This is a genomic window from Vreelandella halophytica (assembly GCF_968193635.1).
In genome coordinates this window covers 1,733,179-1,746,051 of record NZ_OZ309107.1, presented here as the reverse complement: position 1 = coordinate 1,746,051, position 12,873 = coordinate 1,733,179, and the positions used below count along the sequence as shown (strand labels likewise).

The following is a 12,873-nucleotide window of genomic DNA, read 5'->3' as shown; positions in this document are numbered from 1 at the left end:
AACAAGAAATCCAAAGTCTATTCGAAAACAGATATAAGATAACGGTATAAATTATTTAGCGAACGGTAAGCGAACTCGGTCCCCGCTCAAACGCAGCGATTCGTCGACGTCCATCTACTCAGCTTCACGCTCTTGCAAAAGCGGAGGTACCGGGGCGCCCAACATGTCCGCCGTGGCGCGAAACAGCTCGGCTTCCGCCGGGCGAATCTCGCCACTGTGCTCGATACAGCGGGCCATGGCCTGCAAGAGCTTCGATTTATGCTGCGGCTTCAAGCGGCGCAGCCGGCTCACCGACTGGCTTAGCGCACGCCGGTCATCGACGTTGGCGCTCAAAGCCAGCTCAAAAGGCAGCTCCTGGGCGGCGGCGCTGAGGGCCGCATCGATGGCCGAGGTATCATCCTGCCCGGCGCTTGCCAGTACGCCAAGCAAGGTTTGGCACTCGTCGTGTAAATCGGAGAGCCTGCGATTGGCCGGGCCGTCTGCGCTTTTGGTCAGCCCCAGGTGATGAACCAGCCAGTGATAAAGCGTCCACTCGAACAGGCTAATCTGGCCATCGGCTTCGGCCAGGGCTTTGATACATTCGCGAAAGCGCTGCGCGTGGCTTTCGGAAAGGCTCTTGAGTGCGGGCAGCGCAAGCTCCACCAACGGCAAGCGAAGCTCGTCTCTTAGGGTCAGAATCTCACCGGCGTGGCTCATCACCGCGCGATAGACATCCGGCTGGGCGGACTGCTTTAAAAGCTCGAGCTGCGCCTGGCGCACCTGGTTTTGCTGGCTAAGCAACAACCCGTACATCAGCGCCCGTACCCCATAGGGGTCCTGGGCGGCCGCTTTGATCCGCGCTGGCAGCGCATCGAGGGTCGCACGCGCCTGGGAAATATGGCGCGGCCCCGGCTGGCCCATGGCCGTAATGGCCGCCTGGGCCGAAGCGCCGGTCATGCCCGTACCAACGCTTTGTGCGGGACCGGTATCTGTAAAGCCCGCGGCCTGAGAGGAGGCCTCCCCGGAGGTAGCGCCGCCGGCGGTGGGCGCGCTCAACGACGCATCGAAGGCGCCGTTCCAGCCTGGCATTACGCGCCGGATGCGCTTTTCGACCGGCGGGTGGGTGGCCAGCAAGCGCGTAAAACCAGCCTTCAAGCCTTGGCCAAAAAACATATGGCTATACTCGCTTGCCTGGGCGGTGTCGAGTCGCGAGCCGCGGCTGCTCGAGCCGATCTTGATCAGCGCGTGGCCTATGCCCTGTGGGTTGCGCGTGTACTGCACCGCAGATGCATCGGCCAGATACTCGCGCTGGCGGCTCACTGCCGCCTTGATCCAGTTGCCAAAAAACGTGCCCGCGTAGCCGATCACCATGAGCGCCGCGCCCAAGGCCACTAAAACAATCGCCGCTTTGCCATTATTGTCGTTAGTACGCTGCATGGAGCGCCCGCGAAAGGCTGTGCTGCGCAGCAGGATATAGCCCAACAGGCCAATCAAAAGCACACCGTGCAGCACGCTGATCAGGCGCATGTTCAAACGCATGTCACCGTGCAGGATATGGCTGAACTCGTGGGCCACTACGCCCTGAAGCTCGTCGCGGCTCAAATGATCGATTGCCCCTTGGGTAATCCCGATCACCGCATCGCGAGTATCGAAGCCGGCGGCAAAGGCGTTGATACCCACCTCTTGTAAAAGATACACCGGCGGTACCGGCGTACCCGAGGCAATTGCCATCTCTTCGACCACGTTGAGAATACGGCGCTCGTTGGCGTTCTCGGTGGCGGGGTCGATCTCCCTGCCGCCCAGCGATTCGGCGACGACCCGGCCACCACCGCGGCGCAGTTGAAAGCGCTTGAACAGCCCGCCAAAGCCCACCAGTGCAACCACGCCAAGCGCTACCATACCCACTAGCTCAGGTGAGAGTGCCGCCAGCAAGCCATTAGCCGTCAGCTCGGTCTGACCCGCCCCCTGATCGCCCATGAAATAAACAACGAGCGCAACCACCAGGGTGGTAACGACGATGAGGGCCATGACGGCCGCTATCAATAATATGACCAGCCGCCCGGTTTTACGCCGGGCGTCGTCCTGCGCCGTAAAGAAATCCATGCATCATCATCCTTGTAAAACGCCTTAAAACGATACCTCGGGCGCGGACTGGATCTGCGCGCTGTCCTCGAACTCCAGAAATGCGGCGTCCTCGCCGTGGCCGACCATCGGCGCTATCGCGACCGGCGGGAAGCTTTGGCGGTAGGTGTTGTAGCTCATGACGGCATCGTTGAACGACTGGCGGGCAAAGGCGACCTTGTTCTCGGTACTGGTCAGCTCTTCCGAGAGCTGCTGCATGTTCTGGGAGGCTTTCAAGTCCGGGTAGGCTTCCATCACCACGTTGAGCCGACCCATCGCCTGGGTAAGCGCCCCTTCCGCGCCGCCAAGCTCGGCCATGGCTTTTTTGCTTCCCGGGTTGGCCGCCGCCGCCTGGAGCCCGGACGCCGCCGAATTGCGCGCCTGGATGACCGCTTCCAGAGTCTCGCGTTCGTGGGACAGGTAACCTTTCGCGGTTTCTACCAGGTTGGGGATCAGGTCGTGGCGACGTTTGAGCTGTACTTCGATTTGCGCAAAGCCGTTTTGAAAGCGATTGCGCAGCGAGACGAGCTTGTTATAAACACTGATGGTGTAAAAGACGATGATTGCGATAATCGCCGCGATAATGAGAGTGGCTACCATGAGGGATCCTTGTCCTGGTCGATTGAAACGAGGCGGCAAGACGACGCCCAAGCGCGACGTTTGCATGCCAAAAGAGCTGCTCGGTCATTGCATCATCGCACTACTTGGCAAGCGCGGGTAAAAAACTTAAATCCATATAATAGTTTTTGGGATTGTCCTGCTCGATGTATACCGCCACGGTATCGGTGCTGATATACGTGGAGGGGTCGAACCAGATATTGGCGCTTTTGAACACGTGTACCTGCATGGTCGCCGGGTTCAGCCATTGAGACACCACCTGGTAGGGGTTCTTGCCGTTAACGGAAAGCCCGGTATTGCGCTCGACGCCCTGAAAAGTGGACTCGATACGCAGGCCGGTTTCCATGAGGGCCTTGTCATTACGGGCGTTGAAGCCCGGTACCACAAACATCGCCAGGCCGCTCAAAAAGAAGGCGGCGCCCAGGCCACCAAGGATCAACGGGGCCCCCCAAGCCGAGAAAAAGCCGGTCAACCGCGCATCCACCGGATTGGTCGGGTCATACAGCACCTCGACACGCTCCCCCGGGGAATAGCCTGGCGGGTTGCTGCCCGCCGGCGAGACGAACTCCACCGGCGCGCCGCCCTCGGCGGTAAACTCGACCACCGGGCGGTAGGTAACGGAATCCTCAGAGCGAGTCCTGATCAGCTCGGTGACCGTACCCTGCGCGCTCGCGGCCTGGTCGAGAAACGCCGCCGAACTCTGATAAAGGAAAAAAGCCCCTACCAACAAGCCCAGGCCCACCAACAGCGACAGATATTTTGCGATGGCAACAGCACGCATTTTTCATTCCTTGAAAATGTTAAATGAAACGTTCAAACGCCCGGCGCCAGCGTACTGGCACCGGGCCCTTCGGTGAGACGAACCCGGCTCGTTTGGCTACATCAACGTCTCGCCGTTGAGGGTGACCTCGCCGCGCTCGACCGTAAGCGTCTGCTGCTCGAGCGCCGGGTCGAGCATGAAACTAAACGGCATGGGGATTAGCATCATGGCCTCTTCAGGGGGTGTACTCACGCTAACGCTCATGTAAAGGCGTTCGAAAAGCTGCTCGAGGGCCTGCGCCTCGGTTAGCGTATCGGCGCCCTCGTCTACCGCCGCCGGCAACGCCAAATCGCGATCCCACACCGCGCTATAAAGCGCCTGTTTGGAAAGCCCCTCGCCATCGAAGCGTATTTGCGCCGTCAGGCGGGGTTTGAAATCCAGGCCCATTTCCGGCAGCACGATATGGGCTTCGAGCGGGTCGATGGCCAGGGTCGGGCTTTTATTCAAAATCTCATAGCCGCCTTCGATGGCGCCGATCAGGTGTTCGCGGTAGCGCGCTTCGTCCACGGCGCCTGGGTCCTCCTCCCGCGTCTGCTGCATCTGCTCCAAGGGCAAGTAGGCTTTTGAGAAGTCCTGCAGACCCTGCATGTCCAGATTTTCCGCGGGCATATTGAGCGAGAAACGGCCCATGGAGGTGTCGTCGACGCCCATATCGTCCACCGTCAAATAGGCGCTTTGGTTCATCAAGGAGGTATCATCGATACGCTCGTTGACCGCCTCGAACTCGACATCCGCCATATAAAGCGTCACCCCTTGGGTCAGTAGTTCAAGGCGCGGTATGTGAAGGCGCTGGCGAAGGACACCCTCCTCACTCTCTCGCGCGTCCATCGTAGCGCTTGGCGAGATTAGTCGGTAGGTCATCTCTGTGGGCGGGTCAGTCAACAGGAGGTCGTCGCTTCGAAGGTCGAAGCGCCAGCGCTGCTCGTCATTGAAGGATAAATCCATGACCGCGCCATTGATCTCGCCGTCGGCCTGCAGAAGACCAAGCGTATCGGCGCTCAGTTGCCCTTCTACGCCGCTTAGTGAGGCCACCATATCGATGTCGATCACACCGCTAAACAGCGCTTCGTTGGGTAGGATGGTGCCGGTCACCGGGCTTTGAAAAACGCCGTGATCGACCAGTAGATCGACATCGGCGGTCACGCCCTCGTACGCCACCATCTCGAGCGTCGCCGTGGCGCGGGTATCGAACAAAGACTTGTCGATGTGAACATCGGTGACGCGCCAGGAGGGCGAGGCATCGAGTCTTGTAAAGGCCTGCTCAAGCGATTTCTCTACTTCGCTGCCCACGAACGCCTGAGCGCCCAGATAACCGCCCATCCCCACCACGACGACCGCGCCTGCGACAATCCCTACCGTTTTCGAACTTACGGCCATAGCCAGGTCCTTTCATATGTATTAATAAAGGTTAAGCTTAAATTAACAATGATTATTATTACAATCCTGGCGTGTGCCGGCGGTTTTCCTTTTAGGCGGTACGGCCCACCAGCTTGCCAGCACCAGCGCGCCGAAAACCGAGTACACCAACCCAAAGACCCAGGCCGGCGCAGTGTAGTAAATAAGGCTTTGCAGCCAGTGCTGAATAAAGGAGCCCGCGTAGGTGGCTTGATTCGCTTCAAAGCGCAGCGCCATTTCCAGGCGGGTAAGCGGGCAAATGTACCCAAGCCAGGCCTGAACGACCACGTAGCCAATCGCGCCCAGGTGTACTAGCCGGAACCTGCGATTGCGCACCCAGCGCCAGCCCAACAAACGCCCGACGTAAACGACCAGTATGCCGCCCACCACGAACGCAACGAACAGTACGTGAACGATGAGTACGGCATCAGCCAGTAAAAGATAAACGGAAGACGACATAGCGAGCCTTTATAGCCTACGGTTGAGCGCCCCAGGGTCTGTCTGAAAAGTCGACGAGCGAAGACAAGACAAGGCAAAAATTGGCGAAAAAACGGAGTTTACATGTGTAAATGAGTATTTTGATCGGACTCGCGCACGAGCCAATTTTTAACGCCGTATTGTCGAGCGCAGGCACTTTTCAGACAGAGCCTAACGCCAGGTGTGTTTTGAGACGCCTGAAGCGCTTTGAGGTTTCACCCCGAAGGGGCGAGCGCTAACGGCGCCGTTTTAAGACATCTGGCTTGCATAAAATAGAAATCAGACTTGCCAAATACACAATTGCCGCCCTTGGGCTTACCTGGTAGCTTGATTTTCGGCAACCTGCGGCGCAACTACCCGCCACTTAACGCCCTTTTGGATAAACCGCACGTAAAGGGTTACCCCTTTTAGCGTCTTGCCTGCTGGCTTTTTTGGCGATCTGCGCAGGGCTGATGCCAAGTAGTTGCCCTTTATGTGTCGTGATAATTAAAAACCCCCCGAAGCATGCCTGCACACTAAAACCATAACGTTGGAAGCGGAGAGATCGATGAAAGAGACGTTGCGTTCGACCGAGGCAAGCGCCAGGGGCAAGAAAAAACGCGCCATGCCGGATGTGTTCATCATTTTGTTTGGCTTTATGGTGCTGGTGCTCCTCGCCTCTTACGTGGTGCCGGCCGGTACCTATGAAAGAACCGTCGAAAACGGCCTGACCCAGGTCGATACCGAAAGCTTTCGCTATATCAGTGCCGACTCGCTGAACGTGATGGACCTGTTCACCGCCATGCATAACGGGCTGGTCGCGGCTTCCACGCTGGTCTTTCTGATTCTGATCGTGGGTGGCGTACTGAAGGTGATCGAATCGACCGGGGCGATCAGCGCGGGTATACATAGGCTGATCGCGCTGGCCAGGGGGCGCCAGAACGTGTTGATTTTCATCTTCTGCGCGACCTTCGCAACGCTTGCCTCGGTGGGTGTAGGCGCCAACCTGGCTATCGCTTTCATCCCCATCGGGCTCTACCTGGCCCGCTCGATGAACCTCGACCCCGTGGTTGGCGTGGCGATCATCTTTTTGGGTTCCTACGCAGGCTTTGGCGCTGGCGTTTTCGATCCCACCGTGACGGTGACCGGCCAAACCATTGCCGAGCTTCCGCTGTTTTCCGGTGTCCTCTACCGCGGGGCGATCTTCGTGGTCTTTTTGGGCGTGACCGCCGCCTATATCTGCCGCTATGCCAGGCGCATCAAGGCAGACCCAAAGGCAAGCGTCATGGGCGCGGCGTTCATCGAAGAGACCCAGGATGGGCAGCAGCCGACCGAAGCCACCACCTTTACGTTGACCCACAAGCTGGTGCTGGCGCTTTTCGTATTCGGCTTCGGTTTCTTTATTTATGGGGCGTTCAATCACGGCTGGAGCATTCCCCAGCTCTCCGCCACCTTTCTGATGATGGGCGTACTCACCGCGGTGATCGCAAAAATCTCACCCAACGCTTTTATCAAGCGTTTGATGGCCGGAGCCGGCGAAGTACTGTACGGCGCGCTGGTGGTCGGGGTGGCCGCGGCAGTAATCGTGCTACTCAGACAGGCCGAGTTGATCGATACCATCGTCCATAGCGTGGCGACCTCGCTGCATGGCCACGACAAGATCGTGGCGATGGAACTGCTCTATGGCTTCAACCTGTTGTTCAACGGCCTGATTACCTCGGGTACCGGCCAGGCCGCGATCGTGATGCCGATCATGGTGCCCATCGGCGACATGCTCGAAGTGACCCGCCAGGCCACGTTCATCACCTTCAAGCTGGGCGATGCGGTCACCAATATCGTCACGCCGCTTTCCGGCACCTTGATGGCGTGTTTGGCGATCGGCCGCGTCTCCTACGTGGAATGGTTCAGGTTCGTACTGCCGCTGGTGTCGCTTTGGGTCCTGATCGGGGCGCTCTTCGTGGGCGTGGCCGTGGCCATCGACTACGGCCCGTTTTAACGCAAGCGCTTGCCTCCCCTGAAACACCTTCGTCAGCCAAGCCCCGACGAAGGTGTTTCCCCCGCCTTTGCCAGTTGCTCTTCCAAACACTGCAAAAACGTTTCGATGTGCTCCGGAAGCTGACGCTCGGCCATGACCTGCACCTGAAGGCTTCGCTGTGAAAGCTGGGGTTCCTCGAACGGCCTTAGCACCAAACCCTCCTCCTGGGTTCGGCCACTGACCGACACCGCACTGCAAAGCCCGATCATGCTCGGGTGTTCGCTAACCACCGTGTAGGTGACGCCCAGGGTATTACAGGCAACGCTTGGGTGCAGCTTGACGCCGGACAAGCTGCACGCGACGTCGAACAGATGGCGCACCGTCGAGCCTGTGACCGACATGGTCAGCGGGTAGTCGCGCAAATCCTTTACCTGGAGCGAAGCCTTCTGTGCCAGGGGGTGTTGGGCCGACATCAGCGCGCTAATCGCCGCGCTGTGACTCGATACCACCTGCACGCCAATATCCACCGACAGGCTAAAAGTCAGCGCGATATCCACGCTGCCTTGCTTGACCAGCTCCGAGGCGCGCGCGGATTCGACCACCTGAAGATCGAAGCCGATCTCGGGATGCTCGCCGATAAAGCGCGCAATCACGCTGGGCAGAAAGTGCCACGCCATGCCGTCCGGACAGGCCACGCTAATCGTCTGGCGCTGGCGAGTGGTGGCGCTATGCATCTCGTCAACCACGCTTTCGAGTTCCAACTGATTACGCAGCGCGTAAGCCTGAAGCAGCTTCCCCGCTTCGGTGAGCGCCATCCCCCGGGGCTGGCGGATAAAGAGCTTTAGCTCCAGGCGCTGCTCCAGGTTGGTGATCTGGCGGCTGACTGCCGATACCGCCACGTGCAGCTCCTCCGCCGCCGCGGAAAGCGAGCCGGTTTTAGCCACGCTTTGAAAGTAGCGTAAGTTGAGTTCCAGCATGGCCACTCCTGGGTCATCGCCCATCAAGAGAAAACGCCTGGCAAGGCGCTAGCGGTTTCTAATTAAAATAAACATAACTTGATATATTAATAATTGTGGCAAATCGGAGCAAGCACTAGGCTTCTCGTACTTACTTGCCCCTTTAGCCGAGGCCCGCCATGACGACTGCGTACTCGAACGAGCAACCGACTGCCAAAACGAGCGCCCGCTCGACCCGGCAAGATGCCATCAAGCTGGCCCTGGAAGAGCTCTCGAACGGCAACTTTTACAAAACCCTGGCGCGGCGGGTCGCCATGCGCACGGTGAGCCAGAACGCCGAGTGCAAAAAGATGCTCGAGCGCTACCTCGATACCGAGATCGAACCCTTCTTGAGCGGGCTTGGCTTCACCTGCCGCGTGATCGATAACCCCCAAGAGGGCATGCCGCCGCTGCTGATCGGCGAGCGTATCGAGGATGCGTCGCTCTCGACGCTTCTGCTCTACGGGCACGGCGACGTGACCGACGGCCAGGAAACGCAGTGGTCCAGCGACATCGACCCCTGGGCGCTGACGTTCATCGATGGCCACATTTATGGCCGCGGCTCGGCGGACAACAAGGGCCAGCATAGCGTCAACCTGACCGCACTTGAAGCAACCCTCAAGGCGCGGGAAGGCAAGCTTGGTTACAACGTCAAAATACTCTTCGAGATGAGCGAAGAGATCGGCTCGCCGGGGCTGGAGGAGACCTGCCGCCTTTTCCGTGACGCGCTCAAGTCGGACCTTTTTCTCGCCTCGGACGGCCCGCGTATTCGCGATGACATGCCCACACTCTTTCTGGGCTCACGCGGGGTGCTCCAGTTCAAGCTGTCGCTCAACACCGGCAACGGGGGGCGCCACTCGGGCAACTGGGGCGGGGTCATCACCAACCCCGCGGTGGTGCTGAGTAACGCCCTGGCCACGCTTGTATCACAAAAGGGCGAAGTGCTCGCCGACTTCATGAAAGCGCCGGCCATTACCGATGGCGTGGGCAAGTTGATCCGCCATTTGCCGGTCGGCGGCGGCGCCCTCGACCCCGTTATCAACCCCTGCTGGGGTGAACGCGCGCTCAGCGGCGGCGAGCGCCTTTACGGCGCTAACACGCTGGAGATTTTAGGGCTGAGCGCCGGGCGTACGGACAAGCCGGTAGGCGCGATTCCGGAACTCGCCGAGGCGGTGTTACAACTGCGCTTTGTGAAGGGCACCGACTGGAAAGCGATCGAAGCCCGTCTACGCCAGCACCTGGACATGCACGGATTCGAAGAGGTGGCCCTCGAAATGCTTGGTGGTTACGCCGCCACGCGCCTGGACGCCGACCACCCCTGGGTCGGCTTTGTTGCCAAATCCGCCGAGCAGACCTTGAACGAGCCCATTCATATTCTTCCCAACCTGGGCGGCACCATTCCCAACCACTGCTTTGCCGACGTGCTAACGCTGCCCACGGTATGGCTACCCCACTCCTACCCTTCCTGCAATCAGCACGCGCCGAACGAGCACCTGCTGGAAACCATCGTCGAGCAAGGGCTCAAAATGGCCGTGGGGGTCTTTTGGGATTTGGGCGAACCCGAAGCGCAACCACTCACCGCAGCCAAGGCGACAACCTCATGACCACGTCTAAAAACGCCGTCGATAACGAAGCCATTCACTGGGACCAGGACATAAGCTACGGCCAGTACCTGGACCTGGAAGCGCTGCTGGCCTGCCAAACCCCGGCATCCGATGAGCACGACGAACTGTTGTTCATCGTGATTCACCAGGTGTCCGAGCTCTGGATCAAGCTTTGCCTGCACGAAGCCCAGGGCGCCGCGGCGCACATCGCTCAGGACAATCTATCCCCCGCTTTCAAAATGCTCAGCCGCGTCGCGCGTATTCAAGAGCAACTGATCAAGGCCTGGGAAGTGCTGGTCACCATGACCCCGGCGGACTACGCGAGTTTTCGCGACAGCCTCGGCCAAAGCTCCGGGTTTCAGTCCTACCAGTACCGTGAAATCGAATTCTTGCTGGGCAACAAGAACGCCAAAATGATCGAGGCGCACCGCGCCAGACCCCAACACTACCAAAAGCTGCAGGACGCACTTCACGCGCCGAGCATTTACGATGTCGTTTTGCAGCTTTTAGCGCGGCGCGGCTTCGCCATACCGGCGGATAAAATCGAGCGTGACTGGAGCGAGCCCTACCAGGCGAGCCCGGATGTCGAAAAAGTCTGGACCGAGATCTATCGCCAAAGCGAGCAGTATTGGGACCTTTACGAGCTGGCCGAAAAGCTGGTGGACGTAGAATTCAACTTTCAGCGCTGGCGCTTCAACCATATGAAAACCGTGGAGCGCATCATCGGCTACCGGCGCGGTACCGGCGGCACTGCAGGGGTCAATTATCTCGTCAAGGCGCTGGATTTGCAGTTTTTCCCCGAGCTTTGGAGCGTTAGAACCACGATCTGACTCCGGGGGCGAAAGCCTTGAAAGAAGCGCCATTCGATTTAGCAGGAGATGTGTCATGAGTGATAGCTATAACGGTGTAAGCCTGCAAAGTGTACGAGAGCGCGACCGCAACGACCCCTTGGCCGCCTTCAAGGGGCACTTCGCCCTACCCGAGGGCATGCTGTACCTTGACGGTAACTCGCTGGGCGCCCAGCCCCAGGCGGCCAGAAAAGCCGTGGGCGACACGCTCGATCAATGGCGCGACGAGCTGATCAAGGGCTGGAACCAGGGGTGGTTCGACGCCCCGGAGCGCTTGGGTAACCTGCTGGCCCCGGTCATCGGCGCCAGCCAAAATGAAGTAATCGTCACCGACAACATCACGCTCAATATTTTCAAATTGCTGGGCTATATCACCAGGCAAGCCCCGGCGACGCGCCAGGCGGTGCTTTCCGAGGAGAGCAACTTCCCGGCCGACGGCTACATCGCCCAGGGTTTTTGCCAGGTGAGTGGCCTCGAGCACCGCTTTCTACCCGAAGATGCGGACCTTGCCGAGCACCTCGAGGGGGTGGCGGTGGTCGTACTTAGTCAGGCGAACTATCGTACCGGCAAGCTACGCGACATGGCCGCTACGACGAAGCTCATCCACGCCCAGGGCGCCGAGGTCATCTGGGATCTCGCCCACTCCGCCGGGGCCTTGCCCGTCGAGCTCAACGAGGCCGGTGCGCGCTTCGCGGTTGGCTGTACCTACAAGTACTTGAATGGCGGTCCGGGCGCGCCGGCCTTCGTTTACGTTAGAAGCGACGTTCAAAACGGCGGCTGGCAGCCGCTTTCCGGCTGGCACGGTCACGCAGCGCCCTTCAAGTTCGCAACCGACTACACCCCCGCCGGGGACATATCGCGCTTTCGTACCGGCACCCACTCGGCCCTTGCCTATTCGGCGCTCGAGGCCTCGCTGGCGCTTTGGAATGAGGTCGATATGCAGGCTCTGCGCGAAAAAAGCCTCGCGATGTCGGATCTGTTCCGCGAATGCCTGGGCGATCTTTTTAAGACCCACGGCATCGATGACATTACCCCCGAGGCCGCAAGCCGGGGCAGCCAGGTCTCGTTGATCGATACTGAAAACGGCTACGCCATCGTGCAGGCGCTCATTGCCCGCGGCGTGATCGGCGACTACCGCGAGCCCGGCCTGATGCGCTTTGGCTTCACCCCGCTCTACCTTAGCTATGAAGACGTATGGCAAGCCGCCGGCCAGTTTCGCGACGTGGTCGAAAGCGGTGAGTACAAGGACCCGCAGTTTCACGTGCGCGGCGCCGTTACCTGAGAGATCGAGATGAGTAAGACACGCCAGGATACTGCCTATTCCCCGAGCCACTTCGCGCGGGATTTCGAAGCCACCCTCGCCCGTCAGGCCGTCGCCGGGCGCGAGCTCGCCGCCCATCACCGCCCGGTGACGATCAGCCCAGGCAATTCCCCTGCGCCATGTTTCAACCTCTTCCTCCCCCAGGGCGAAGGCCCCTGGCCGTTGATGGTATTCATCCACGGTGGCTACTGGCAGGAACTCGACAACACGGCCACGGACTTTCTCGCCCGCCGTTACCTGGCCCGGGGCATGGCGTTTGCCTCGATCAGCTATGAGCTGGCCCCCGGCGCCACTATCGAGGCGATGATCGAGCAGTGCATTCAAGGCCTGGAGGCCGCGTATCGAGGGCTTGCAGAAAGCGGCGGGACCTGGTCGATCACCCTAGGCGGGCACAGCGCTGGTGCCCAACTGGCTTACTGGGTGGCCGCCCGCAGCGGCGTTCCCATCGATGAGCTGGTACTGGTCAGCGGCGTTTTTGATCTGACACCGCTGGTCGATACCTACGTGAACGCCGCGCTTGGCCTGAGCCACGCCCAGGCGCGGGCGCTCAGCCCTCAGTTCGGCCCGCTAAGCGGGCTACCGCCCTGCCAGGTGGTGGTTGCCGAAAACGACCCGCCCACCTTTCATCAGCAGGCCGCGAATTTCGCCGCCGCGTTGAAGGCGGCGGGCGTAGAGGTCACGCAAAACGATATCGCCGGGTGCGATCACTTCGACGTATTGGAAAAGCTTTAGGACCAACGC

At 59.7% G+C, this 12,873-nt stretch carries 11 protein-coding genes; 5 read left to right on the top strand and 6 right to left on the bottom strand.

Annotation, left to right across the window (positions count from 1 at the left end; translation table 11 throughout):
• Positions 1-114 precede the first annotated feature (114 nt).
• The 5 genes from ACWHXT_RS08210 to ACWHXT_RS08190 form a co-directional block, all read right to left on the bottom strand.
• Positions 115-2,082, bottom strand: a complete 1,968-nt coding sequence (locus tag ACWHXT_RS08210; protein ID WP_447957894.1) for a M48 family metallopeptidase — start codon at positions 2,080-2,082, stop codon at positions 115-117.
• 24 nt (positions 2,083-2,106) lie between these two features.
• Positions 2,107-2,700: a LemA family protein gene (locus ACWHXT_RS08205; protein ID WP_447528703.1), complete on the bottom strand. Its 594-nt coding sequence runs from the start codon at positions 2,698-2,700 to the stop codon at positions 2,107-2,109.
• A gap of 100 nt (positions 2,701-2,800) precedes the next feature.
• Positions 2,801-3,499 (bottom strand): DUF3592 domain-containing protein, encoded by a 699-nt coding sequence (locus tag ACWHXT_RS08200; RefSeq protein ID WP_447957893.1) that lies wholly within the window; start codon positions 3,497-3,499, stop codon positions 2,801-2,803.
• Between the two features lie 96 nt (positions 3,500-3,595).
• Entirely contained in the window at positions 3,596-4,915 is a 1,320-nt protein-coding gene (locus ACWHXT_RS08195; RefSeq protein WP_447957892.1) for a DUF945 family protein, read from the bottom strand.
• 42 nt (positions 4,916-4,957) lie between these two features.
• Entirely contained in the window at positions 4,958-5,392 is a 435-nt protein-coding gene (locus tag ACWHXT_RS08190; protein WP_447957891.1) for a DUF2784 domain-containing protein, read from the bottom strand.
• Positions 5,393-5,957: 565 nt separating this feature from the next.
• Between ACWHXT_RS08190 and ACWHXT_RS08185 the strand changes: the two genes are divergently transcribed.
• The gene (locus tag ACWHXT_RS08185) at positions 5,958-7,385 is read left to right on the top strand and encodes a YfcC family protein (protein ID WP_447957890.1); all 1,428 of its coding nucleotides are present in this window, start codon (positions 5,958-5,960) and stop codon (positions 7,383-7,385) included.
• A gap of 32 nt (positions 7,386-7,417) precedes the next feature.
• On the opposite strand, the gene ACWHXT_RS08180 is transcribed toward ACWHXT_RS08185, so the two are convergent.
• Positions 7,418-8,341, bottom strand: coding sequence for a LysR family transcriptional regulator (locus ACWHXT_RS08180; protein WP_447957889.1), 924 nt, complete (start codon positions 8,339-8,341; stop codon positions 7,418-7,420).
• A gap of 158 nt (positions 8,342-8,499) precedes the next feature.
• Between ACWHXT_RS08180 and ACWHXT_RS08175 the strand changes: the two genes are divergently transcribed.
• The 4 genes from ACWHXT_RS08175 to ACWHXT_RS08160 are packed head-to-tail and all read left to right on the top strand — an operon-like array spanning position 8,500 to position 12,864.
• Positions 8,500-9,963, top strand: a complete 1,464-nt coding sequence (locus ACWHXT_RS08175) for a M20 family metallopeptidase (protein WP_447957888.1) — start codon at positions 8,500-8,502, stop codon at positions 9,961-9,963.
• Positions 9,960-10,793 (top strand): tryptophan 2,3-dioxygenase, encoded by an 834-nt coding sequence (gene kynA, locus ACWHXT_RS08170; RefSeq protein ID WP_447957887.1) that lies wholly within the window; start codon positions 9,960-9,962, stop codon positions 10,791-10,793. Before ACWHXT_RS08175 ends, kynA begins: the two co-directional genes overlap by 4 nt.
• Positions 10,794-10,848: 55 nt before the next feature.
• Positions 10,849-12,093 carry a kynureninase gene (gene kynU / locus ACWHXT_RS08165; RefSeq protein WP_447957886.1) on the top strand — a complete coding sequence of 415 codons (1,245 nt, stop codon included), beginning with the start codon at positions 10,849-10,851 and terminating at the stop codon, positions 12,091-12,093.
• A 9-nt stretch (positions 12,094-12,102) separates the two neighbouring features.
• Complete coding sequence (locus ACWHXT_RS08160) at positions 12,103-12,864, top strand: alpha/beta hydrolase (protein ID WP_447957885.1); 762 nt, start codon at positions 12,103-12,105, stop codon at positions 12,862-12,864.
• Positions 12,865-12,873 lie beyond the last annotated feature (9 nt).